The 22,829-nt window shown below is 64.4% G+C and carries 29 protein-coding genes; 4 read left to right on the top strand and 25 right to left on the bottom strand.

What is annotated here, in order from left to right; genetic code table 11:
• Positions 1-17: 17 nt before the first annotated feature.
• Positions 18-884, top strand: coding sequence for a pantoate--beta-alanine ligase (panC, locus tag QUV25_RS06505; RefSeq protein WP_300862515.1), 867 nt, complete (start codon positions 18-20; stop codon positions 882-884).
• A gap of 129 nt (positions 885-1,013) precedes the next feature.
• Here panC and QUV25_RS06500 read toward each other — a convergent pair whose 3' ends face one another.
• The 4 genes from QUV25_RS06500 to QUV25_RS06485 form a co-directional block, all read right to left on the bottom strand.
• Positions 1,014-2,024, bottom strand: coding sequence for an NAD(P)H-dependent glycerol-3-phosphate dehydrogenase (locus tag QUV25_RS06500; protein ID WP_300862512.1), 1,011 nt, complete (start codon positions 2,022-2,024; stop codon positions 1,014-1,016).
• A 27-nt stretch (positions 2,025-2,051) separates the two neighbouring features.
• A complete protein-coding gene (secB, locus tag QUV25_RS06495; RefSeq protein WP_300862510.1) occupies positions 2,052-2,507 on the bottom strand; it encodes a protein-export chaperone SecB in 456 nt (151 codons plus the stop codon).
• Between the two features lie 136 nt (positions 2,508-2,643).
• Positions 2,644-2,901 carry a glutaredoxin 3 gene (gene grxC, locus QUV25_RS06490; protein WP_300862508.1) on the bottom strand — a complete coding sequence of 86 codons (258 nt, stop codon included), beginning with the start codon at positions 2,899-2,901 and terminating at the stop codon, positions 2,644-2,646.
• 21 nt (positions 2,902-2,922) lie between these two features.
• Positions 2,923-3,333 carry a rhodanese-like domain-containing protein gene (locus QUV25_RS06485; RefSeq protein ID WP_300862506.1) on the bottom strand — a complete coding sequence of 137 codons (411 nt, stop codon included), beginning with the start codon at positions 3,331-3,333 and terminating at the stop codon, positions 2,923-2,925.
• A 122-nt stretch (positions 3,334-3,455) separates the two neighbouring features.
• Between QUV25_RS06485 and gpmA the strand changes: the two genes are divergently transcribed.
• From gpmA to QUV25_RS06470, 3 genes are all read left to right on the top strand, one after another.
• On the top strand, positions 3,456-4,199 hold the full coding sequence (gene gpmA / locus QUV25_RS06480; protein ID WP_300862503.1) for a 2,3-diphosphoglycerate-dependent phosphoglycerate mutase: 744 nt from the start codon (positions 3,456-3,458) through the stop codon (positions 4,197-4,199).
• Between the two features lie 154 nt (positions 4,200-4,353).
• The gene (locus QUV25_RS06475; protein ID WP_300863070.1) at positions 4,354-5,835 is read left to right on the top strand and encodes a S41 family peptidase; all 1,482 of its coding nucleotides are present in this window, start codon (positions 4,354-4,356) and stop codon (positions 5,833-5,835) included.
• A gap of 31 nt (positions 5,836-5,866) precedes the next feature.
• Entirely contained in the window at positions 5,867-6,637 is a 771-nt protein-coding gene (locus QUV25_RS06470; RefSeq protein ID WP_300862502.1) for a HesA/MoeB/ThiF family protein, read from the top strand.
• Here the strand turns inward: QUV25_RS06470 and QUV25_RS06465 are convergent.
• The 21 genes from QUV25_RS06465 to QUV25_RS06365 all read right to left on the bottom strand — a co-directional run bounded on the left by QUV25_RS06465 (position 6,634) and on the right by QUV25_RS06365 (position 22,691).
• Positions 6,634-7,089 (bottom strand): thermonuclease family protein, encoded by a 456-nt coding sequence (locus QUV25_RS06465; protein WP_300862501.1) that lies wholly within the window; start codon positions 7,087-7,089, stop codon positions 6,634-6,636. The two genes, QUV25_RS06470 and QUV25_RS06465, sit on opposite strands and share 4 nt — an antisense overlap.
• Before the next feature lie 53 nt (positions 7,090-7,142).
• Entirely contained in the window at positions 7,143-7,757 is a 615-nt protein-coding gene (locus QUV25_RS06460; protein WP_300862499.1) for a GNAT family N-acetyltransferase, read from the bottom strand.
• A gap of 114 nt (positions 7,758-7,871) precedes the next feature.
• Positions 7,872-8,354 carry a 6,7-dimethyl-8-ribityllumazine synthase gene (locus tag QUV25_RS06455; RefSeq protein WP_300862497.1) on the bottom strand — a complete coding sequence of 161 codons (483 nt, stop codon included), beginning with the start codon at positions 8,352-8,354 and terminating at the stop codon, positions 7,872-7,874.
• A 76-nt stretch (positions 8,355-8,430) separates the two neighbouring features.
• Positions 8,431-9,285: a DUF429 domain-containing protein gene (locus tag QUV25_RS06450; RefSeq protein ID WP_300862496.1), complete on the bottom strand. Its 855-nt coding sequence runs from the start codon at positions 9,283-9,285 to the stop codon at positions 8,431-8,433.
• Positions 9,282-10,163: an EamA family transporter gene (locus QUV25_RS06445; RefSeq protein ID WP_300862494.1), complete on the bottom strand. Its 882-nt coding sequence runs from the start codon at positions 10,161-10,163 to the stop codon at positions 9,282-9,284. Before QUV25_RS06445 ends, QUV25_RS06450 begins: the two co-directional genes overlap by 4 nt.
• A gap of 74 nt (positions 10,164-10,237) precedes the next feature.
• Entirely contained in the window at positions 10,238-10,663 is a 426-nt protein-coding gene (locus QUV25_RS06440; RefSeq protein ID WP_300862493.1) for a BLUF domain-containing protein, read from the bottom strand.
• Positions 10,664-10,688: 25 nt separating this feature from the next.
• On the bottom strand, positions 10,689-11,417 hold the full coding sequence (folE, locus tag QUV25_RS06435; protein WP_300862492.1) for a GTP cyclohydrolase I: 729 nt from the start codon (positions 11,415-11,417) through the stop codon (positions 10,689-10,691).
• A 75-nt stretch (positions 11,418-11,492) separates the two neighbouring features.
• A complete protein-coding gene (gene clsB / locus QUV25_RS06430; RefSeq protein WP_300863069.1) occupies positions 11,493-12,764 on the bottom strand; it encodes a cardiolipin synthase ClsB in 1,272 nt (423 codons plus the stop codon).
• A gap of 50 nt (positions 12,765-12,814) precedes the next feature.
• Entirely contained in the window at positions 12,815-13,543 is a 729-nt protein-coding gene (locus tag QUV25_RS06425; protein WP_300862491.1) for an endonuclease/exonuclease/phosphatase family protein, read from the bottom strand.
• 45 nt (positions 13,544-13,588) lie between these two features.
• A complete protein-coding gene (nudB, locus tag QUV25_RS06420; protein ID WP_300862488.1) occupies positions 13,589-14,077 on the bottom strand; it encodes a dihydroneopterin triphosphate diphosphatase in 489 nt (162 codons plus the stop codon).
• A gap of 10 nt (positions 14,078-14,087) precedes the next feature.
• Complete coding sequence (locus tag QUV25_RS06415) at positions 14,088-14,384, bottom strand: YqjK family protein (RefSeq protein WP_300862487.1); 297 nt, start codon at positions 14,382-14,384, stop codon at positions 14,088-14,090.
• Positions 14,385-14,388: 4 nt separating this feature from the next.
• Positions 14,389-14,766, bottom strand: coding sequence for a phage holin family protein (locus tag QUV25_RS06410; protein WP_300862484.1), 378 nt, complete (start codon positions 14,764-14,766; stop codon positions 14,389-14,391).
• A 5-nt stretch (positions 14,767-14,771) separates the two neighbouring features.
• Positions 14,772-15,092: a DUF883 family protein gene (locus QUV25_RS06405; protein ID WP_300862483.1), complete on the bottom strand. Its 321-nt coding sequence runs from the start codon at positions 15,090-15,092 to the stop codon at positions 14,772-14,774.
• 127 nt (positions 15,093-15,219) lie between these two features.
• Positions 15,220-17,022 carry an aspartate--tRNA ligase gene (gene aspS / locus QUV25_RS06400; protein WP_300862482.1) on the bottom strand — a complete coding sequence of 601 codons (1,803 nt, stop codon included), beginning with the start codon at positions 17,020-17,022 and terminating at the stop codon, positions 15,220-15,222.
• Between the two features lie 59 nt (positions 17,023-17,081).
• Positions 17,082-17,762 (bottom strand): DUF502 domain-containing protein, encoded by a 681-nt coding sequence (locus tag QUV25_RS06395; protein ID WP_300862481.1) that lies wholly within the window; start codon positions 17,760-17,762, stop codon positions 17,082-17,084.
• A gap of 12 nt (positions 17,763-17,774) precedes the next feature.
• Entirely contained in the window at positions 17,775-18,128 is a 354-nt protein-coding gene (locus tag QUV25_RS06390; protein ID WP_300862479.1) for an FmdB family zinc ribbon protein, read from the bottom strand.
• Positions 18,129-18,273: 145 nt separating this feature from the next.
• On the bottom strand, positions 18,274-19,839 hold the full coding sequence (ubiB, locus tag QUV25_RS06385; protein ID WP_300862477.1) for a ubiquinone biosynthesis regulatory protein kinase UbiB: 1,566 nt from the start codon (positions 19,837-19,839) through the stop codon (positions 18,274-18,276).
• The gene (locus QUV25_RS06380; protein ID WP_300862475.1) at positions 19,836-20,459 is read right to left on the bottom strand and encodes a hypothetical protein; all 624 of its coding nucleotides are present in this window, start codon (positions 20,457-20,459) and stop codon (positions 19,836-19,838) included. The genes ubiB and QUV25_RS06380 overlap by 4 nt, the downstream gene beginning before the upstream one ends.
• Before the next feature lie 69 nt (positions 20,460-20,528).
• Positions 20,529-21,488: a Tim44 domain-containing protein gene (locus QUV25_RS06375; RefSeq protein ID WP_300862473.1), complete on the bottom strand. Its 960-nt coding sequence runs from the start codon at positions 21,486-21,488 to the stop codon at positions 20,529-20,531.
• Positions 21,489-21,528: 40 nt separating this feature from the next.
• Complete coding sequence (gene ubiE / locus QUV25_RS06370; protein ID WP_300862471.1) at positions 21,529-22,260, bottom strand: bifunctional demethylmenaquinone methyltransferase/2-methoxy-6-polyprenyl-1,4-benzoquinol methylase UbiE; 732 nt, start codon at positions 22,258-22,260, stop codon at positions 21,529-21,531.
• Positions 22,261-22,277: 17 nt separating this feature from the next.
• Positions 22,278-22,691, bottom strand: coding sequence for a DUF971 domain-containing protein (locus tag QUV25_RS06365; protein WP_300862469.1), 414 nt, complete (start codon positions 22,689-22,691; stop codon positions 22,278-22,280).
• Positions 22,692-22,829 lie beyond the last annotated feature (138 nt).

Raw genomic sequence — 22,829 nt, 5'->3', positions numbered from 1 at the left:
ACATCCCTTCTGCGTCTATGCAACTCGTCCACACCATCGAAGACCTGCGCAGCGCGCTGCGACCATTCAATTCACCGGCCTTTGTGCCGACCATGGGCAACCTGCACGACGGTCACCTGAATCTGGTGCGCAGCGCCAAGCCGCTGGGCGATGTAGTGGTTTCCAGCATCTTCGTCAACCGCCTGCAGTTCGCGCCCAATGAAGACTTCGAGTCGTACCCGCGCACCCTTCAGGCCGACTGCGAGCGGCTGGAGCAGGCCGGGTGTGACGTGGTGTTTGCCCCGCTGGAAAAGGAGCTGTATCCGGTGCCGCAGCAGTTCAAAGTACACCCGCCGGGCGAGCTGGCCGACATCCTGGAGGGGCACTTTCGGCCCGGCTTCTTCATCGGCGTGAGCACGGTGGTGATGAAGCTGTTCCAGTGCGTGTTCTCCGAAGCCAAAGGTCCGCGCTACGCGCTGTTTGGCAAGAAGGACTACCAGCAGCAGATGGTGATCAAGCGCATGGTGCAGCAATACGCCATGCCCATCACCGTGATTGCTGGCGAGACCCAGCGCGATGCCGATGGACTGGCGCTGAGTTCGCGCAACAGCTACCTGAACGAGCGCGAGCGTGCCGAAGCCATCCAGCTCTCTCTGGCGCTGCGCACCCTGGCGCGCGAGGCTCTCGCCATGGCAGAGGCCATGCCCAAGCAACTGCCCGCGCTGGAGTCTCGCGCCATGCACGCGCTGGCTGCGCGTGGCTGGCAGCCCGACTACCTGACGGTGCGCCGGCGGACTGACCTCATGCCACCCCGCACGCGCGACGCGACCACACCTGAGTCGCTGGTGGTACTGGGCGCGGCGCGGCTGGGCAGCACGCGGCTGATCGACAACTTCGAGGTCTAGAAAACACCCCCGCCGCGCTGCGCGCGACCCCCTCAAGGGGGCAAATGCCTGTGGCCTGGCAAAGCCAGTTCCACGGCATTTCTGGCCTGAGGCACTCCGCGCCGGAGTCTGGCCAGGCAAACGCCGAGATCAGCTGGTTTCGTCTTTGGGGTCGCGCCCCATCAGAGCCGCCACCATGTGCGCTGGCATTACACGGCCTTCGAGCAAGGCCACCACGCCTTCGCTGATCGGCATGTCCACGCCGAGCGCACGGGCGCGTTGCACGACGGTGCGGGCACTGTAGACGCCCTCGGCGACATGGCCGAGCGAATCCACCGCCTCCTGCAGCGTCATGCCGCTGGCCAGCAGCTGCCCCACCTTGCGGTTGCGCGACAGGTCGCCAGTGGCGGTGAGCACCAGATCTCCGAGTCCCGAGAGGCCCATGAAGGTCTCGGCTTTGGCGCCCAGCGCCATACCCAGCCGCGTCATTTCGGCCAGGCCTCGGGTGATCAGGGCGGCACGGGCGTTGAGCCCCAGGTTCAGGCCATCGCACAGGCCGGTGGCGATGGCCAGCACGTTTTTCACAGCGCCACCCACCTCCACGCCCACGATGTCGTCGTTGGCATACACGCGAAGCGAAGGGCTGTGAAAAGCCGCCACCAGCACCTCGCGGACGTTGGCGTGTTCGCTGGCAGCGACCAGCGCGGTGGGCTGGGCGAGCGCCACCTCTTGCGCAAAACTCGGGCCACTGAGCACCCCGCAGCGCAAGTCTGGCGCCACCTGTGCGCGAATTTCATGACCCAGCAGGCCCGTTGCCTGCGCATGGAGCGGGGCTTCGAAACCTTTGCACAGCCAGGCAACCGGCATCTGCAGGCCGCTCAAAGCGCTCAGCAGACCGCGCAAGGCGGCCATTGGCGTGGCAATGACCACCAGATCGGCGCCGCTCAGCCAGGCAGCGCCTGCGTCCAGCGGCCCATGGGCCAGCTGCAAGGTCGGCGGCAGTGTCACGCCAGGCAAATAGCGGGCGTTTTTGCGGTCGACCCGCATCTGGGCGACCTGTTGATGGTCACGGGCCCACAAACTGACCCGATGCCCGCAGCTGGCAGCGCTGACCGCCAACGCGGTACCCCAGGCGCCAGCGCCCAGCATGGCGATGTTCATGACACCTGTCGCGGGCAAACTGCGCAATTACTGGGTGACGATGCGGGGCTTGTCGTCTTCGGCTTGCGCCTGCTGCTGCTCGTACATGGCCTGGAAATTGATTTCGGCCAGATGCACCGGCGGGAAGCCGCCGCGCTGGATGATGTCAGCCACGTTGCCACGCAGGTAGGGGTAGACGATCTGCGGGCAGGCGATGCCCATGATCGGGCCCATCTGTTCTTCAGGCAGGTTGCGGATCTCGAAAATGCCGGCCTGCTTGGCTTCCACCAGGAACACGGTTTTGTCCTTGATCTTGGTCTGCACCGTGGCGGTCACGCAGATCTCGTACACGCCATCGGCCACCGGATTGGCTTCCACGCCCAGCTGGATGTCCACCGATGGTTGCTCCTGCTCCAGCAGGATGGCGGGCGAATTGGGCTGCTCCAGAGACGCTTCTTTGAGGTAGATGCGCTGGATCTGGAAGGTGGGGTCTTGGTCGGCCATGGGGTGCTTTCGTTGAATCGTGAAAAGAAACGCTTGCGGGCGCAGAGGCCGCGGGGCGAGGGATGGGTCAAATTATCTCAGGCAGCCACTGAAGGGCCTGCTGGCGGCAGCGCCAGCCGGTTGCCACCGAATGGGTTCAGGACTGCAGCAATGGCAGGAGGCCGCCGCGGCCGTCCAACGCGTGCAAATCGTCGCACCCGCCAATGTGGGCATCGTCAATGAAAATCTGCGGCACGCTCGTGCGACCGGTGATCTGGGTCATTTTGGCCCTCAGCTCGGGCTCGCCGTCCACCACGATCTCTTCCAGGTTGGTGACGCCTCGCTGCAGCAGAAGTGCCTTGGCGCGGCTGCAGAAGGGGCAGTAGTTGCTGGTGTACATCTTCACGGCGGCCATGGTTGCTATCTCCAATTCGTTTCAGGCTTTGTCGACCGGCAGGCTGGCCGAACGCCAGGCGCCCATGCCGCCCGAAAGCGATCGCACGTTTTCGTACCCCAGCTTCTTGGCCACGGCCAGCGCCCGTTTGGAGCGCATGCCCGAGGCGCACACCAGCACCAACGGGGTCGCCTTGTTCTTCACCACACCGGTCAGCTTGGCTTCGAGCTGGTCCAGTGGCACGTTTTTCGCACCCACCACATGGCCGGCAGCGAATTCGTCGGCGCCACAGACATCCACCACAACCGCCTTCTCGCGGTTCATCAGCTGCACCACCTCATTGGGGTTGAGGCTGTCCGCACCACCACCGGAAGACAACGCGGGCCACAACAACATGCCGCCTGAGGTCAGCGCCACAGCCAGCAGCACCCAGTTTTCAATCACAAAGCTCACAAGGACACCTTTTTTGAGTCAAGCCTGTGATTTTAGAATGTATGGCTGACCCGCGCTGAATATCGGTCGCGTCTAGACGGTCCGAGCCGCTTTCTCCCACCCCAGCCCCACCTGATCTCCCCATGCACAAACTTGTCCTGATCCGCCACGGTGAATCCACCTGGAACCTGGAAAACCGCTTCACCGGCTGGACCGATGTCGACCTCACCCCGACCGGCGTCTCTCAGGCCATCTCGGCCGGCAAGCTGCTGCGCGACGAGGGCTGGGACTTCGACATCGCCTACACCAGCGTGCTCAAGCGCGCCATCCACACGCTGTGGCACACACTGGACCAGATGGACCGCACCTGGCTGCCGGTGGTCAAAAGCTGGCGGCTGAACGAACGCCACTACGGCGCCTTGCAGGGCCTGAACAAGGGCGACATGGCCAAGCAGTACGGCGATGAGCAGGTGCTGGTCTGGCGCCGCAGTTACGACACGCCACCGCCGGCACTCGAAGCCGACGACCCGCGCTGCGAGCGCAGCGACCGGCGATACGCGGGCCTGCCAGCCGGTGCCGTGCCGCTCACCGAGTGCCTCAAAGACACGGTGGCACGCGTCATGCCGTTCTGGAACGAGACCCTGGCGCCGGCCATCCAGAGTGGCCAGCGCGTGCTGGTTTCGGCCCACGGCAATTCGATCCGGGCCATGGTCAAGTACCTGGACAACATCTCCGAGCAGGACATCGTGGGCCTGAACATCCCCAACGGCATTCCCCTGGTGTACGAACTCGATGCCGAACTGAAACCGCTCAAACGCTACTACCTCGGGGATGCCGAGGCAGCCGCACGGGCAGCGGCAGCGGTCGCCGCGCAAGGCAAGGGCTGATCGCTGGCGGGTGGTCCGTGCGTCGGCTGCGCAAGCCGCTTGGGTACTTGCGGAACCGAATGCCGGCTCGATGCTCCAAGGTGTATATTGATTTGCCCGTGGCTCATTTGAGTCCCGCCGGGTTTTTTGTTGGGGTGTCGCAATGGGTAAAGAAGTGGGTCACAAACTGAAGATTGCCGGCTGGTTGGCCGTGGGTGCCGTGGCCGGCGCCTTGACCACGGTGCAGTTCCAGGCCGTGGCCCGCAGCACGCTGGCCCCGCTGCCGCTGGAAGAGCTGCAACAGCTCGCAGCGGTCTTCGGCATGGTCAAGACCGATTATGTGGAGCCGGTGGACGAGAAAAAGCTCATCTCCGAAGCCATTTCGGGCATGGTCGCCAGCCTCGACCCGCATTCCCAGTACTTCGACAAGAAAGATTTCAAGGCCTTTCGCGAAGGGACCAGCGGCCGCTTTGTCGGTGTGGGCATCGAAATCAGCATGGAAGACGGCCTGGTGAAAGTGGTGTCGCCGATTGAAGACTCCCCGGCATTTCGCGCTGGCCTGAAATCGGGCGACCTGATCACCAAAATCGACGACACCATGGTCAAGGGACTGACCATCAACGAAGCGGTCAAACTCATGCGCGGCGAGCCGCGCACCAAGGTGCTGCTCACCATCTTCCGCAAGGACGAAAACCGCAGCTTCCCCGTGACCATCACGCGAGAGGAAATCAAGACCCAGAGCGTGAAGTCGCGGGTGGTTGAGCCGGGCTACGCCTGGGTGCGCGTGTCGCAGTTCCAGGAGCGCACCATCGAGGATTTTTCGCGCAAGGTCGAAGACATCTACAAAGCCAACCCCAACATCAAGGGCATGGTGCTGGACCTGCGCAATGACCCGGGCGGCCTACTCGACGCCGCAGTGGCGCTCTCGGCTGCCTTCTTGCCAGAGGGTGTGACCGTGGTGTCTACCAATGGCCAGCTTGAAGACAGCAAATTTGTCTACAAAGCGATTCCGCAGCACTACTTGCGCCGCGGTGGCAGCGACCCGATCAAGCGCCTGACCGACGCCACCAATGGTGCGCTGCGCAAGGTGCCTCTGGTGGTGCTGGTCAACGAAGGCTCGGCTTCGGCCAGCGAGATCGTGGCCGGCGCGCTGCAGGACCACAAGCGCGCCACCATCATGGGCAGCCAGACCTTTGGCAAAGGCTCGGTGCAGACCGTGCGGCCGCTCGGCCCGGACACCGGTCTGAAGCTGACCACCGCTCGCTACTACACACCTTCGGGCAACTCCATTCAGGCCAAGGGCATCGTGCCTGAGCTGATGGTCGACGAAACCCTGGAGGGCAACGTGTTTGCCGCCCTGCGCACCCGGGAAGCCGACCTGCAAAAACATCTGGAAGGCACCGACGAGGCCAAGCGCAATGGCCAGCCCATGACCGACGCTGAGCGCGCCGCCGAGCGGCAGCGCGACCTGGACCGTGAGGAGGCCCGCAAGCGATTGGAAGACGAAGCGCGCAAGAATCCGGGCCAACGCCTGGTCCCCGAATTCGGCAGCGAAAAGGATTTTCAGCTTCAGCAGGCGCTGAATCACCTCAAGGGCAAGCCGGTGCTGGTCAGCAAGACGCTGACCGCACGCAGCGAAGAGAAAAAAGAGCAATGATGCCGACCCGGCATCGCGCCGGGGCTCAGTCTTGAACGACGCTCAGCTGCTGCGCTACTCGCGCCACATCCTGCTCAACGAACTCGGCATCGAAGGCCAGGAGGCTCTGCTCGCCTCGCATGCGCTCGTTATCGGCGCAGGGGGCCTGGGTTCACCCGTCTGCCTCTACCTCGGCAGCGCCGGTGTCGGGGTCATCACGGTGGTCGATCACGATGCGGTCGACGAGACCAACCTGCAACGCCAGATCGCCCACACGCTGGACCGCGTGGGCACACCCAAAGCAGAATCGGTGCTCCAGGCGATTGCGGCCATCAACCCAGATGTGGTGGTCAAACCGCTGGTCCGGCGGGCCGACGATGTCCTGCTCGACACCCTGGTGGCACAAGCCGACGTGGTGCTCGACTGCACCGACAACTTCACCACCCGCCACGCCATCAACCGCGCTTGTGTGACCCACGGCAAGCCGCTGGTCTCCGGCGCAGCCATCCGTCTGGACGGTCAGCTCAGCGTATTCGATCCCCGCCAACCCGGTAAACCTTGCTATGCCTGCGTGTTCCCGGAGGACTCGGGCGTGGAAGAAACGCGCTGCGCCACCCTGGGCGTGTTCGCACCGCTGGTGGGCATCGTGGGTACCATGCAGGCCGCCGAGGCGCTCAAGCTGCTCAGCGGCATAGGCTCTCGGCTCACCGGCCAGCTGCTGATGATCGACGGCCGCGACATGGCGTTCAACGCCATCACCCTGCCTGCGAATCCGCAATGCCCTGTTTGCGGGCACCTGCATCGCGGCAGCGTCGCGGCCTAGGGCAACACACAAGGGCCGTGGCGTTGCCGGAAAGCGCGCGGCAACTCGCCTCGTCGATCGGCAAACAACCCCCGGCTCGCTGCCTGTGCCTGGGCTTCCTGCGGCTGGTAGGGCCCGGCGCTGTTGCGCCAGCGGTAAGACCAGGCGTGGCCTATCGACACCAGCCAGCCACCCACATCTTCGTCCCGGTGTGTCAGGCGCGCCAGTCCGCGCCCATAGTCGTCGCGCCGGCGTTCACTCACCGTCACCGCCTGTCCGAGCAAACGCGTCGCCAGCGCGTCGCGCGACGCCTCACCACCCGCCTGGCAAATCTCCGGCGCGTCCAGCCCGTCGAGCCGCAGTTTGCGAGCGCGGCCGCCCTCCAGCGGCTGGACCCAGACCGTATCGCCGTCAAACACCCGCGTGACGCGTGCCTCGTAGACGCGTGCAGGCTCGGCCAGAGAAGACGGCACCCAGACGGCAAAAGTCAGGGAGCAGAATACCGCCCAGACTGACCCAACGCGGATCAAGGGAAAGACCAGTCCGCCGGATTGGCGAGATCAAAAGCTGGGTGAAGACTGACCACACCCATGGGCACGATGCGCGCAAAAGGCCGCACCAGAAAGCAGCCCGGCGGCGCGTCGGGCAGGGTCAGCGCCGGGGTGGAATGAAACCCGAAGCGCCCGTAATAGGCAGGCTCTCCCAGCACCACGCACCCTGCCGCACCACGCTGTCGCAGGGTGCGCAAACCCTGCAACACAAGCTCGGCGCCCACGCCCCTGCCCTGCCAGTCAGGCACCACCGACAGCGGCCCCAGGCCGTACCAGTTGGGCGCATCGCCGAGGATGCTGATAGGAGAGAACGTGACCTGGCCCACGAGCGGACCGGGTGAAGGCGGCGTGCCAGCCTGAGCCACCAGCGAAAGACTGAGGGCCCCTGCCTCCCGAAGTCGGCGGATGATGGCACCTTCGGTCTGGCGGCTGTGGGGCTGGTTTTCGAAGGCCGAGAGGGTGAGCGCATCCACCATCGTGGCATCGGTAGCGATTTCACTGCGAAGGAAAAAAGCGGTTTTCGTCAGCGTCACTTTGCCAAATCCCCCCAGCAACGCCCGCGGCAGGCAGCCGCTCGGTCCTTTGCGCATGAATACCAAACCATCATGTCCGTTATTTTGACCTGATTGACCGGCCGGACGGTAGCCTGAACACCACCCGGCGCCGGTCAGCGTGGTTTGCAGCAGACGAAATGTTCGCCCACTTCACGGCAACACCCTGAGACCCGCCACCGTCTTGAGACAAGCCTCAGCCGCCTCCGATCCCTTGACCGCAAAGTGGCGCAGAAAATACTTGCGGTGTTCCACATGCTCGTGAAAATGGTGCGGCGTGAGCACCGCAGAAATCACCGGCACACCGGTGTCGAGCTGCACATCCATCAAGGCACGCACCACAGTGGTGGAGATGATGTCGTGACGATAGATGCCGTCGTCGGCCACCAGCGCGCTGCCGACGATGGCGGCGTAGCGACCCGATCGTGCCAGCCGCTGGGCGTGCAGCGGGATCTCAAATGCGCCAGCCACGTCAAACACGTCGATGCGATCCGCGGCCACCCCAGCCTCTGCCATGGCTTCAAAGAAAGCGTCGCGCGCCTGATGCACGATGTCCGCATGCCAGGAGGCCTCGACAAACGCAAATCGCAGATCGGTGGGCAGCGTAGGGACGATGGGGTTGGGGGTCGGGCTCATGAGGGTTCCAGCGCTCGGGCGTTAACGTTGTGGGGGATTGTGGCAGCGGTGCCAGCCGCGGCTTGTCACCCGGCCATCAGGCAGTGACGATCCAGCCTTCCAGTGGATCGAAGGCCGGCAGCCCCCACTGTGGATGGCCTCCCGCGCGCTGGCGCACAGCCCAGGCGGCCTGCAGCAGACACAGCACCGCGTCCAGCGTATCGCCACGGGGGTCGTCGGCCAAGGCGTCGCGTTGGGCATGGCTGAGTTTCAGACGAAGTCCTGCGGCCTGCAGCAGCGGCGCCAGACCGTTTTCCAGCGCGTGAACCAGCGTCTTGCGGGCGATCAGGCGGTCCGCCGTCTGCTTGGCCTTGTCGTCGCTCTTGTAAGAGGTGGTGCCGAGCACGCTGCGCGCCAGCAAGCCAGGGTAGGCCTCCAGCGCCACGCGTTGCGAATCACCTGGGTGCAGCCCCGGCAAGCTCACGCCCGCATCCACCAGCCGGGGAACACCCGCATGGAGCATGTAGGCCACGGGCGGATTGACCCACTTCATGCTCGGGCTGGAGCCGGCCGGGCCATCGGTGGCACGGTGCGCAAACTTGCCACCCGCTGGCCGGGCGTCGCAAAAAGCGGAAAACTCGGCTCGGATCTGCTCTCGGCTCAGGCTGGCGTAGTGACGCAGACACGGCAGCCATTCGGTCGGCCATCCCAGAGCTGTCACCAGCTCGCGTGGCAAACCAAACGGCAGATCGAAGCCTCCCACCCAGGGTGCGACATCGGATCGCGCCAGGTGGGCGGACCAGGCGTCCAGGCTATCAAAAAGCAACAGCGTTTCCAGCAGCACTCGGCCACGGTCCATTCGCCCGACCGCCAGCGTGATGGGCTTGCGGCGCGAGGGCGCGCTGGTGAAGTCGCAGCCCAGCAGCATGAAATGCTCAGAAGTGCCGCTCATCCCAGTCCCAACGCCACGACGCCGCCAGCAATGCACACGGCGCCCAGCATCCGCAAACCGCGCTCACCTTCGCCCAGCAAGTGGCCACCGATGAGCGCGGCGAACAACATGGAGACTTCGCGAGCCGGCGCCACATGCGACAGCGGTGCGGTCTGCATCGCATAGAGCACCAGCACATAGGCCACGGGACTGAACAGCGCCACCACCAGTGCAGGCCGCCATTGCTGGCGCCAGAGCGCCCAGGCGGCCGGGCGGTCGCGCATGGCATTGGGGGCGAGCAAGGCAACGCGAACGAAGTTGCCCATGTAGTCAACCAAGATGGGTGACATCAGCAGCCACTTCACCGCGTAGCCGTCCACCAGAGTGTAGGCCGCGATGAACGCGCCGGTCAGCAGACCATAAACCACCCCGATGTGTACGCGCTGCCGCGCCACCGGATCGCGCGCTGCCCGCCAAAGACGTGGACCGCCCGCGATCAGGAAGACGCCGCTGACCACGCCAGCAATACCGGCCGCCGCCAGGGCCGACACCTGCTCGCCCAGAAACACGATCGCCACCATCGATGACAGCAAAGGACCGGAACCGCTCGCCAGCGGATACACCACGGTCAGATCGGACTTGCGGTAGCCGCGCAGCAGCACCACAAAATAGGCCACGTGCAGCAGACCACTGCCCAGCACAAACCCCCACTCGGTGGGGCCCCAGCGAGGCACTTCGACTCGTCCCAGCCACCAGCCCAATGGCGCCCAGATCAGCATCACGAGTACCGAGATGAAAAACGCAACGCGCGCATCGCCACCCGCCTGTTTGGCCACGATGTTCCAGCCAGCGTGAATCAGGCCAGCAAGCACGATCAGGGAAAAGGCGGTGGGGGACATGAAAGCGGAAACAAAAAACCGCAGCCCTCATCGGAGTGGCTGCGGTCCGCAGAGCAGCGCGAATCTGACGCCGATCAGGCTCGCCCGATGATGCTGGCGGTAGCCATCAGCTCTTCGAGGAGGGCGAGCGAAACGCGGCCAGACACGCTGTACGGATCGAACTCTGGCTTCTCTGAGTACTTCAGCACGATCGACGTATTGAGCTTGGACAGGTTGACCTGGCCCATAGTCCACCCACCAAACCGCCGCTCAGCGATCTCCTCGTAATGCAGCAACACCACGTCGGTGTGTCGCTCATCGGCCACGATGTGGTTGTACAACCCGTTGACCGCAGTGCGGCCGCCTTCGATGGCCTGCAGGAACACGCCGCCGCCGTAGCAGAGCACCCCAGTGATGCCGTTGCCCAGATTGTGCGATCGGGACGACTCCAGGATGGATTCAATGACTTGGGCGCTGTCTTTGCTGACGGCGCGGCTGACGTAGAGCAGACGGACAAGCATGGGCGACTCGGGTTGGTGATCGGATTCAGTTCTTGCGCGGAATCAGCGAGAGGAATTCGCGCCGCAGGTTGGGATCTTTGAGGAACACGCCGCGCATGACCGAATTGATCATCTTGCTGTCCATGTCCTTCACGCCGCGCCACGCCATGCAGTAGTGACTGGCCTCCATCACAATGGCCAGGCCGTCGGGCTGGGTCTTTTCTTGAATCAGGTCGGCCAGTTGCACCACAGCCTCCTCCTGAATCTGGGGCCGGCCCATGATCCATTCGGCCAGCCGCGCGTACTTCGAGAGTCCGATGACGTTGGTGTGCTCATTGGGCATGACGCCGATCCAGATCTTGCCGATGACCGGGCAGAAGTGGTGGCTGCAAGCGCTGCGCACCGTGATCGGACCCACGATGAGCAACTCGTTGAGATGTTCTGCATTGGGGAACTCGGTGACCGCCGGGCCCTTGACGTAACGGCCGTTGAACACCTCTCGGATGTACATCTTGGCCACTCGGCGCGCGGTGTCACCGGTATTGTGGTCATTTTCCAGGTCGATCACCAGGCTGTCGAGCACACCCTGCATCTTGCCCGTGACCTCGTCCAGGAGCAGATCAAGCTCACCGGGGCGGATGAATTCCGCGATGTTGTCATTGGAATGGAAACGCTGTCGAGCGGCCTTGATGCGCTCGCGGATCTTGACCGAAACCGGCACGCCCACGTCGTCGTCCGGAGGGGTAGCAGGTGTCATGGCGGGTTCGTTCTTCATGAGCATGGCGCATGCTAACACCGGCCCGAAAGGCCCTGAATACCGGGCCGCGCACAGGGGTCTTGAACTTCGTCCCTAGTACCGGTATCCGGTCAGGAACAGCGTGGCGCGCATCACCGCAAAAGCCAGGCGATCCAGCGCGCGCTGCTGCCAGGGGCGGCGGCGCAACTGCTCGATCTCGATCTGGTTCGATCCATGCTGCAAGATAGCATCCAGGCAATCGTGCAGCAGCGAAGCAAAGCGCCGATCGGTCGTGCTCACGTTGGCCTCGCGCGCCAATAGCAGCGACAGCGGATCGAGGTTGGTCGACCCGACCGTGGCCCAGCGCCGGTCCACCACCGCCACCTTGGCATGCAGGGCGCTCGGCCCGTATTCGTGTATCTCGATGCCGGCGTCCAGCAGTGTCTGGTACACCGGCCGCGCGGCCCGGTACTGCATGAAGTGTTCGTACTTGCCCTGCAACAGCAGTCGCACGCGCACGCCACGCTGTGCCGCCAGCGTCAGCGCGCGGCGCAGTTTGCGCCCGGGGACGAAATAGGCGTTGGCGATCACGATGTCCTGGCGCGCCGCGCCGATGGCCTTCAGGTATGCACGCTCAATGTCGTGACGGTGGCTGACGTTGTCGCGCAACTGCAGCGCGGCCCGCGCATCGTCCACACCCAGCAGGCCATCGGTGAAGGCGTCCTCGGCGCCACCTTCGGCATCCGCATTGACCCGGCCCAGGCCGGTGCGCGCTTCTAGCTTGCCAAGCAGGCGCGAAAAGTCCCCCACCGGACTGGTCTCGCGCAAGGCCTCCCAGGCCGCACGAAATTCACGCTGACGTGCCTTTCGCACCGCCTGCAGGCGCCACCAGAGCTGCTCCATGGTCTCAGTCATGTCGGCCACCAGCGGCCCGGCCACGCGCAGCGAAAAATCAAGCCGCGGCGCACTGAGCCGGCCCAGTGCCACATCGTCCTGGTCATCGATGATGTTGATACCGCCGCAAAAGCCCACCGTGCCGTCGATCACACACAGCTTGCGGTGCAGCCGGCGCCAGCGGCTGGGGATCAGCAGACCGAGACGCCCGAGCGGTGCATAGACCCGCCAGCGCACCCCGGCGGCGGCAAATCGCCGCTGCCACTCCACCGGTATATGGGGCGTGCCCACGCCATCCACCACCAGCCGCACGCGCACGCCACGCTGCGCCGCTCGCTCCAGCGCCTGCGCCACGCTCAGTGCCGAGCCAGCGAACTCAAAAATGTAGGTCTCCAGATGAACCACCGAGCGCGCCGCGTCCATCGCATCGACCAGCGCCGGAAAAAATGCCGCACCATTCTCAAGCAGCAGCAGCTGGTGGCCGCTGCGCAGCTGGCCCCGCCGGATACGAGGCAGGTCCTCGGGCAGGGGTCGGGTGGACACTACAGCTCCAGCTCCGCGATCAGGGGCAGGTGGTCCGACATGCGCGACCAGGCCTTGCCGTGCGGCACATGGGCCGTGACTGGTCTCAAGCCGCGCACATAGATGCGATCGAGGTGCAGCAGCGGTAAGCGCGACGGATAGGTAGGCAGGCGCAGGCTGTCGAAGGTGCGCAGATCGAGGTCGGCCATGGGCTTGAGCAGCTTGGCACCCCAGTCGTTGAAATCACCAGCGACGATGAGCGGCGCCGTCTCGGGCAGTTCGCGGCGGATGTACTCACCCAGTCGCTGAACCTGGCGCTCGCGGCTGGCGTGGATAAGACCAAAATGAACCACCACCACGTGCACATCAAGGCCCTCGACCAGCAGCTGCGCGTGCAGCAGGCCACGCTGCTCGAAGCGGTGGTCCGATACATCGGAGTGTTTGCTGTCGAGCACTGGCCAGCGCGAGAGCAAGGCGTTGCCGTGTTCGCCGTGGCGGGTGATGGCGTTGGTGCGATACACCGCCTCGTAGCCGTCGGGCGAGAGGTAGTTGGCCTGGTCCAGATCGGGCCAGCGGGTGAACTGCTTTTCCAGCTTGCGGTGGTGGCGTCGCACCTCTTGCAGGCAGATGATGTCGGCGTCAAACTGCTCCACCGCGTGCACCAGGTTGTGGATCTCCAGCCGCCGCGACGGACCCATGCCTTGCACGCCTTTGTGGATGTTGTAAGTCGCGACGCGCAGGATGCTCATGGCCAAATCATGCCATCAACGGGTTCGCCTTCGCGGGCTTGTTTTTCAGCAGGATCTTGGGGACTGGCAGCCGGGGACGCCCAGCCTGGGAAGCCAGACGATCGCCTCGGCGTTGGACGGTGAGAAGCAACGATCTGCCGCCTGCGCCCAGGGCAGCCAGACCTGGTTCCGGTGCTCGCGCGCACTCAGCAACACCGGCGCGGCCACCGGGACACACAAGCCGAACAGGTGCTCGGTGTTGTGGGTGACGCCTGGCGCATAGCGGTGGCGCCACTGCGGGTAGATCTCGTACACGTTTTCCAACCCCCAGTCGGTCAGCACATGGCCGCCGGCGCGCACGTCCAGCCCGGTTTCCTCCCGCACCTCGCGCACCGCCGCGTCCTCAAAGGACTCGTCCAGGGTGTCCTTGGACCCGGTCACCGACTGCCAGAAACCCGGGGCATCGGCACGCTCGATCAGCAAGACCTCCAGCGCTGGGGTGTGGATCACCACCAGCACAGACTGGGGAATTTTGAACGGGCGACCCGCGGTCAAGGAATGCGCCTCACAGCCAGCGCCGCGCCGCGCGCTGCCAAAGGCGCCAGGCCGACCAGGCGCCCCAAGTCAGGCGAAACAGCCGCGTCGGTTTTCGAATCACCCAGACCACGCTCACCGTCAATACCGGCAAGAGCACCGCAGGCGGACGCGATCGCACCCAGATCCACGCGTCCTGCGCACGGTCGGCCAAGGTGAACGCCGGCCCGAACGCATGAAGCTCGGTACCCAGCTGGCCGCGAAGCAACTGGGAGCGCAGCACCAGGGATTGCCGTCGCTGCGCGAGCGCTTGCCGGGATAGCGCCATGGACTCAGGATCTCAGCTGCTCGCGGTCCTGCCGCAACTCGGCCAGGCTGCTGGCAAACAGGGTGGATTCGCGGCGCACTCGCTGGTAGGCAATCCAGGTGGCGATGCCCCCCAGGGTGAGAAAGAGCGTGGCAAATACCCCCAGCGCCAGCAGGCGCTGCGTCTCCCAGAGTGCCACGGTGATGAAGACAGCCAAAAAGCCCAAGCCCAACGAGAGCAGGAGCGCTGCCGCCACACCCCAAAGCAACAGACCGACCACGCGCACCACCTCTTCCTGCGTTTCGACACCGAGCAACTCCAGGCGCACCTGCAGCAACGTCAGTACCGTGCCGGCGAGGCCCTTGAGCGAAGCGCTCAGGCGGGTGGGCGGCGGCTTGTCCATGCCGGTCAGCGTCGACCGATCAGCAGCCCGATCACCAGACCCACTCCCACCGCGGCGCCGATTGCGGGCCAGGGGTGCTCGTGCACGTAATCGTCGGTGGCGCGCGCTACTTCCTTGGTCTTGTCCTTGACCTTGTCTTCCAGGTCGCCCAGCTTGTGCCGCGCGTCCATGAGGTTGCTGCGGATGCGCTCACGCATTTCCACCAACTTGCCTTCGGTCTGGCCAGCGGTGGCGTGCAGCAGTTCCTCGGCGTCCGAGATCACGCGCTGCAGGTCGCGCACCAGTTTTTCCTTGTTGACCTGGGTATCGCTGGCGACATCGTTCATGGCATTTCTCCTGGTATTGGGTTGTCAAAGCGTCTCACAAAGATACTTCAGCAGACCCTGTCGTCGCGGCAATAGTTCCCAGACCCGAATGCGCATGGGCCGCGCACTTCTCAACGCCAGGCCGCACTCAGGTCGGCTTTACCAGATCAGCATTGCGCAGCCGGATGTGCAGCTCGCGCAGTTGCTTTTCGTCCACCAGACTCGGCGCTTGCGTCAGGAGACACTGCGCGCGCTGGGTCTTGGGGAAGGCGATCACGTCGCGGATGGACTCGGCACCGGTCATGAGCGTGACGATGCGGTCCAGGCCGAAAGCCAGGCCGCCGTGCGGGGGCGCGCCGTACTGCAGCGCGTCCAGCAGGAAGCCGAACTTGAGCTGAGCTTCCTCGGGCGTGATTTTCAGGGCGTCAAACACCTTCTGCTGCACGGCCGCGGTGTGGATACGGACCGAGCCGCCACCGATTTCCCAGCCGTTGAGCACCATGTCGTAACCCTTGGCGATGCACTTCTCGGGCGCGGTGACCATCCAGTCTTCGTGGCCGTCCTTCGGGGCGGTGAAGGGGTGGTGCACGGCGGTCCAGCGGTCGGCTTCTTCGTCGTGTTCGAACATCGGGAAGTCCACCACCCACATCGGCGCCCAGCGGTCTTCGAACAGGCCGTTCTTCTTACCCAGCGCGCTGTGGCCGATCTTCAGACGCAGCGCGCCGATGGCGTCGTTGACGATCTTGACCTTGTCGGCGCCGAAGAAGAGGATGTCGCCGTCCTGCGCGCCGGTGCGCTTCAAGATCTCAGTCAAGGCCGTGTCGTGGATGTTCTTCACGATCGGGCTCTGCAAGCCGTCGCGGCCCTTGGCGAGTTCGTTGACCTTGATCCAGGCCAGGCCCTTGGCGCCGTAGATCTTGACGAACTCGGTGTAGGCGTCAATTTCGCTGCGCGGCATCTCGGCGCCGCCGCGCACGCACAGCGCCACCACGCGGCCACCCTTCATCTGCGCCGGTGCGCTGAACACCTTGAAGTCCACATCGCCCATGATGTCGGTGAGCTCGGTCAGCTCCAGCTTCACGCGCAGGTCCGGCTTGTCGGAACCGAAGCGGTGCATGGCTTCGGCGAACGGCATCACCGGGAACTCGCCCAGATCAACGCCCAGGGTGTTCTGGAATACCGTCTTGATCATGCCCTGGAACATGTCGCGAATTTCCTCTTCACCCAGGAAGGAGGTCTCGATATCAATCTGGGTGAACTCGGGCTGGCGATCGGCGCGCAGGTCTTCGTCGCGGAAGCATTTGGTGATCTGGTAGTAACGATCAAAGCCTGCCACCATCAGCAGCTGTTTGAACAGCTGGGGCGACTGCGGCAAGGCAAAGAAATGGCCATCGTGCACGCGGCTGGGCACCAAGTAGTCGCGCGCGCCTTCGGGCGTGCTCTTGGTGAGCATGGGAGTCTCGATGTCGATGAACCCGTTGGCGTCGAGGAACTTGCGCACTTCCATGGCCACGCGGTAGCGCAGCATCAGGTTGTTCTGCATGTACGGGCGACGCAGGTCGAGCACGCGATGGGTCAGACGCGTGGTCTCGGAGAGGTTGTCGTCATCAAGCTGAAACGGCGGTGTGACCGACGCGTTCAGCACCTTGAGCTCGTGACACAGAACCTCGATCTGGCCGCTCTTGAGTTTGTCGTTGGTGGTACCTGTTGGACGTGCGCGCACCAAGCCAGTGACCTGAACGCAGAACTCGTTGCGCACGTCTTCGGCGGTGGCGAACATCTCGGCGCGGTCGGGGTCACAGACCACCTGCACATAGCCTTCGCGGTCGCGCAGGTCGACAAAAATCACACCGCCGTGGTCGCGGCGACGGTTCACCCAGCCACACAGGGAAACGGTCTGACCCAGTTGGGCTTCGGTCACCAGACCGCAGTAGTGGGAGCGCATGGACATCTCGGGGTACTTTCAGCAGAACAGCCGCTCGCAGCGGCAGGGAATCGGAAGACGGCGCCTCAGACGGGCGCCGGTGGTTGGGGTGGGGTGGCCAGTTTCAGGCCACCGTTCTTGGGTCCGCCGGGCACGATCACGCCCATGGAAACGATGTAGGTCAGCGCTTCGTCGACGCTCATGGCCAGTTCCACGCAGTCGGTCCTGCGCACCATCACGAAGTAGCCCCCGGTGGGGTTGGGCGTGGTCGGTACAAACACGCTGTGAAACTCCTCGGTCTCACCGCCGGGGGGCACCTGCGTGCGCAGCTGGCGCAGCACATCACCCGCCGGCGAACCAGTGAGGAAACCGATGGTCCACATCCCCGGATGCGGCCACTGCACCAGCAAAGCTTTGCGAAAGGCATTGCCCTTCTCAGAAAACAGCGTGTCCGATACCTGTTTGACGCCCGAGTAGATCGAGCGCACCACCGGAATGCGGTGCAGCAGCGCATGCCACCAGTTCACCAGCCGGTTGCCGATGATGTTGGATGCCATTGCACCGATGGAGAGCACGACGAGAAACGCAAACGCCACGCCCAGCCCTGGAATGTGCACGCCGAACAGCTGGTCTGGCTGCCAGCTGAACGGCAGGATGGTCAGGGTCTGATCCAGCGTGGATACCACCCAGTCCAGCACCCAAAGGGTGATGATGAGCGGCACCAGCACCAGCAGGCCGGACAGCAACCATTTGCGCACGGACAACATGGATCGGCTGGCTCAGTCGGCTTTGCGAGGAGTGGGCGCGGCTGCCGCGGGCGCGGACGCGGATGCAGATCCGGGCGCGGGCGCAGGGGCTGGAGACGATGCGGCGGGAGCTGGGTTATCGCCCGATTTGGCGGCCACCTCGCCGCTGCTCTTGCTCTCGACCGGCGCCGACGCCGCAGCCTGACCGTTGCGAAAATCGGTCACGTACCAGCCAGACCCCTTGAGCTGAAAACCAGCTGCCGTGAGCTGTTTCTGGAAATGGGCCTCACCGCAGGCAGGGCACACGGTCAGCGGCGCATCAGACACTTTCTGCAAAGCGTCTTTGGCATGACCGCAGGAGGTGCACTTGTAGGCATAGATCGGCATGGTGAAACCCGTGGAGTAATGGAGGCCCAGGCGCCTGAGCGAAGACGGGCCCAACGCTCCCGGCAGGAGCGAAACCGAGCATTATAAATTGGGGTGGCTTTATGTGAGCGTCGACTGCCCAGATCTTGCACCCGATGGCGGCGCCCTACCAGAGCCGTACGCGCATGAGCAACTGCATCAGCAGCAGGCCGAGCAAAAAGCCCACCCCGCCCCAGATCACCGCCTGCAGCAGCCGGTTGGTTCGCCTTTGTTCGGCCAGCAGGCTATCGAGCTCGCGCCGCAGCTCGTGTGGCTTGTGCTGCAGGAAGTCGTGCAGCAGGCGGGGCAAAGCTGGCAGCAGCTTGGCGTACTGCGGCGCTTCGGCCTTGAGCTGCTGCAGCAGCTTCTGGGGCCCGACCTGCTCCAGCATCCATTTCTCCAGAAACGGTTTGGCGGTACTCCAGAGATCAAGCTCGGGGTCCAGGTCACGGCCCAGCCCCTCGATGTTCAGGAGGGTTTTCTGCAGCAGGACCAGCTGGGGCTGGATTTCGACCTGGAAGCGGCGCGAGGTCTGGAACAGGCGCATCAACACCATGCCGAGCGAAATCTCTTTGAGCGGGCGGTCGAAGTAAGGCTCGCAGACGGCTCGGATCGCGCCTTCCAGCTCGTCGATGCGGGTCTCGGCGGGCACCCAGCCACTCTCCACATGCAGCTCGGCAACACGCTTGTAGTCGCGGCGGAAAAAGGCGGTGAAGTTCTGCGCCAGGTATTCCTTGTCAAACTCGGTCAGCGTGCCCACGATGCCGAAATCGAGCGAAATGTAGCGTCCGAAAGTGGCCGGATCCACGCTGACCTGGATGTTGCCCGGGTGCATGTCGGCATGGAAAAAGCCATCGCGAAACACCTGGGTGAAAAAGATCGTCACCCCGTCGCGCGCCAGCCTCGCAATGTCCACGCCACGGCGACGCAACTCGGCCACCTTGTTGATCGGCAGGCCTTGCATGCGCTGCATCACCATCACCTCGGTGTGGCAGTAGTCCCAGAACATTTCCGGGATGAGCACCAGATCCAGCCCCGTCATGTTGCGCCGCAGCTGGGCGGCATTGGACGCCTCGCGCAGCAGATCAAGCTCTTCATGCAGGTATTTGTCGAACTCGCCGACCACTTCCCGCGGTTTCAGGCGCTTACCGTCCGCCGACAGCTTCTCGACCCAGCCGGCCATCATGCGCATCAGACCCAGGTCTTTCTCGATCGCGGGCAGCATGTTGGGCCGCAACACCTTCACCGCCACCTCACGCCCACCCTGGCGTCCCGTCTTCAGGGTGGCGAAATGGACCTGCGCGATCGAGGCGCTGGCCACCGGCACCTGGTCAAAATGGGAGAACACCGCATCCAGCGGCTTGCCAAACGCCCGCTCGATGGTGGCCACCGCCACCTCGCTGGGGAACGGCGGCACGCGGTCTTGCAGCAGCGCCAGCTCGTCGGCGATATCGGGCGGCAGCAGGTCTCTCCGTGTCGAGAGCACCTGGCCAAACTTGACGAAAATCGGGCCCAGCCGCTCCAGCGCCTGGCGCAGGCGCACCCCGCGCGGAGAGTCCAGCTTGCGACCAAAGCGCACGATGCGGGTGAGCCGGCGCAGCCAGGGATGCTGGAAACTGGAGAGCACCAGCTCGTCCAGTCCGTAACGCAACACCACCCAGATGATGAAGGCGCCGCGGTAAAAACGCGTCATGCCGGATTGCCGCCGCCAGCGCCTGGGCCGGGCGACTGACCCGGCGCTTCAGCCCTTTTGGCAAATGGCGGCTTGGGCACCCGGTCCACAAAGCCGCGCACCGCCTGAGCAGCGCTGCGCGCAAACTGACCGATGCGGTGTGCCGTGGCATCACCGACCACGCGCGAGAGATCTTCCTCCACATCCCAGCGCACGTTGTCCACCAGCCAGGCCACCTCGGACGCCAGCTGCACGTCTCCCTTCACATCCACCTCGGGCTTGTTGCCCAGCAGCGCCGTCTGGGCCAGCGCCAGGGGCGAGGTCTGGATCAGTGTCATGGTGAGATCGGGGGTGGGCGCGCCCATCGGGCGTTCCAGCAGGCCAGCCGCGGTGGCGGCCAGCGTGAGGTGGAAATCACCCCATTGCACGCGCACTGGCTTGCCCTGCTGTCGCCTGAGGCGCTCCTGAGCCTGCGGCTCCTGCATCAGTACGTGGTTGAGCAGGATGACGAGGCGGTTTTGCAGCTCTTGAACCACCCAGTCGGGCGGCTGCAGCTTGGCGAGCAGCGACTGCAGAAAGTCGCGCGGCGAACGGGGATCGGCGTTGGCGCCGGGTGGGGACTCGGATGGGTCGGTGTTCATGACCATCGATTTTGACGGATAAACCGCCCGCCTCGTGGCCCCCAGGGCATGGGCCGCCGCGAATTCACGCTATTGCAAGGCTTGCACGCCTGCCACCAGCCAGCCACCCGGGCCCGAACGGGTTCGGGTGATGTTCCAGACCTCTCGAAACGGGTTGGGTCCCGAGGACACATCCTCGCGGATCAGGCCGGAGAACTCCACGCTGGCCATGTAGCCTTCAGGAAACTCCTCAATGCCCAGCAGCCGGGCTTCGAGCATGACCACATCGGTGCGGTTCACCGAGCCTCCCTGCGCCTGTTCGCGCTCAGCCAGCTGCACCTTGATCTGGTCCAGCATGCTGTCGGTCATCATGGCGCGCAAGGCGGGAATGTCGGACCGGTCCCAGGCCTCCTGAAGGCTCACGAAATTGGCCTTGGAGGCCTTGAGAAAGGCCGCGGTGTCAAACCCCTCAGGTACCCCCCAGGACGCGTCGTCGCTCACCGTGGAATCGAAGCCGGCGATCGCGTCTTCAGTCCCGCTCTGGTGCTCCCACGGCCGGGCAGACGCATCGTTGCCGACGTTCTTGGCGTTGTAGCCGCGTGGCGTGGCCGGGTCGAACTGCGAACTGCCTGCCGCACCGGTGGCTGCCCGGTAGGCCAGGCCAGAAGGCTCGGCCGCGGTGCGGCGGCGCCAGAACAGCCCGATTAAAACCAGCAACGCCACCGCAACCAAGGCCACCAGCAACAACGAGGCAAAAGACTCGCCGAAGCCCAGCGCCACCGCCAGCCAGACCAGCCCCAGGCCCGCCGCCAGACCACCCAGCAGGCCGCCTGCGGTTCGCGGCGAGGCAGTCGCCCCTGCGGACGAGCTGGAACGCTGGACCGACTGGGCCACCACGGGCACCGCTGGCGCAGCCGCCACGCGCGGGATCCCGGCCGACGAAGTCGGGTCGACGGACGAGCCGCTGATGAGTGGCTGGGTCCAGGCGAACTGTGCGCTCATCGTCAGCGCGCAGGCCAGCACCAGGGACCCGATCAGCTTGCCATTCATCGCCTCGCCCTGCCTTTCTCTGTCTGCACACCCGGCCCGCTCAGCACTTGATGCCCATGTGCAGCGCTACCACCCCGCCGCTGAGGTTGTGCACATCGACATGCCCGAACCCGGCGCTCTTCATCATCTGGCGCAAGGTCTCCTGGTCGGGGTGCATGCGGATCGATTCGGCCAGGTAGCGATAGCTCTCGGCATCACCGGCAACCCACTGTCCCAGGCGCGGCAAGATGTTGAATGAGTACCAGTCGTAGGCCTTGGCCAGCGGCCTCGCCACGTGCGAGAACTCCAGCACCAGCAACTTGCCACCGGGCTTGAGCACGCGGCACATTTCGGCGAGCGCCAGGTCTTTGTGGGTCATGTTGCGCAAGCCGAAGGCGACGCTGACGAAGTCAAACGATTCGCTGGCGAAAGGCAGTTTTTCGGCGTCGCATACGCTGGTAGGCAAGGAAACACCCAGATCGAGCAGCCGGTTGCGTCCCTCTCGCAGCATGGCCTCGTTGATGTCGGTGTGCACCACGCGACCTGTCGGACCAACTTTTCGGGCAAAGGCCAGAGCCAGATCGCCAGTGCCGCCGGCGATGTCGAGCACCTGGTCACCTGGCTGGGGGTTGGCCACCGTGAGGGTGTAGCGCTTCCAGACGCGGTGCAGGCCGGCCGACATCAGGTCGTTCATGACATCGTATTTGGGCGCCACCGAATCGAACACGCCGCGCACGCGCTGCGCTTTTTCGCGTTCGTCTACCGTCTTGAATCCGAAGTGTGTCGAGCCCATAACGGCAATGTTAGGCGCTAGTGACTGCCGCAGGACGATCCCGCCTTCTCCGGCATGGACGCATCGCGCTCCATGCCCGCTGCGAGCAGGCGGGCGTTGTAATCAGCCCACAACTCGGTCTGCTGGCTGCCGAGGAAATACAGATAGTCCCAAGAGAAGATGCCGCTGCTGTGGCCGTCGCTGAAAGTCGGCTGCACTGCGTAGTTGCCCACCGGCTCCAGCGCCACAATGCCGACCTCGCGCTTGCCGGTCTGCAGCACCTCCTGACCCGGGCCGTGGCCCTGCACCTCGGCCGAAGGCGAATACACCCGCATCAATTCAAACGGCAGGCGAAAGGTCTGACCGTCAGAAAAAGCAATCTCCAGCACGCGCGATTGGCTGTGCAGGGTGATGTCCTGCGGGGTGGGGGTGGTCTTGTTCAAGCCGGCCATGTCAGTTCACTTTCATTTGCAAAAACACTCCGATCCCTCGATGCGCAGCTGGCTTCACCGAGCCACCTCCGGAGCGCGCGCCCCCAACCGCACACACCGCAGAACCGGCCTGGCCGGGATGCTGATGGGGCCAACCTT

This window comes from Hydrogenophaga sp. (genome assembly GCF_030373245.1).
Classification (GTDB): Bacteria; Pseudomonadota; Gammaproteobacteria; order Burkholderiales; family Burkholderiaceae_C; genus Hydrogenophaga.
The sequence above is the reverse complement of the archived record's forward strand: the minus strand, read 5'-3'. Positions and strand labels throughout refer to the sequence as shown.